Annotated in this window: 1 protein-coding gene; it reads right to left on the bottom strand. The window is 75.3% G+C overall.

Annotation, left to right across the window (positions count from 1 at the left end):
- Window positions 1-596 (bottom strand): hypothetical protein (locus ASF38_RS18460; protein ID WP_200914462.1); only part of this gene is annotated, 596 nt, incomplete at both ends.

Raw genomic sequence — 596 nt, 5'->3', positions numbered from 1 at the left:
GCCGACGTACTTGCAGACGTAGACCTTCTTGGGCACCTCGACCGGATCGACCGGATCGACCGGATCGACCGGATCGGTGGGGTCGCCGCCGTCGGCAGCGGGGCAGGCGTCGAGGCCGAGCACGGGCTCGTCGCCGCCGGCGTAGCCGATGGCGATGGAACGTCCCTGTGCGTCGGGGAAGGTCGAGGGGAAGGTGCCGGTGAAGTCCTTCAGCGTGTTGACGGAGACCTCGATGACGTTCTGGAGGGTCTCGTCGTCGCCGGGGGTGCCGACGTACTTGCAGACGTACACCTTCTTCGGCGTGTCCTTCGGCGGCGCCGGGGGGCCGGTCGGCTTGTCGGGCTTCGCGCTCGCGGCGCGGGCGACGGGTGCCGAGGCGTCGGCGGCCTTCGCTGCCGGCTCCGGGGCGGGGGCTACCGCCTCCTCGGCGGGCGGGGGCGCGGGCGCGGGGTCGGGCGCCGGGGCAGGAGCGGGGTCGGGCGCCGGCGCGGCGGCCGGGGCCTGTTCGACGCTGGTCGGTGGTGCCTCGCCCTCGGCGGCGAGGGCCGGCGCGGGCATCATGGCCGTGCCCGCGACGAGCGCGAGCACGGGGAGGA

Origin of the sequence: Aeromicrobium sp. Leaf272 (assembly GCF_001422865.1) — a bacterium.
GTDB lineage: Bacteria > Actinomycetota > Actinomycetes > Propionibacteriales > Nocardioidaceae > Aeromicrobium.
This window is presented reverse-complemented; position numbering and strand designations above follow the sequence as displayed.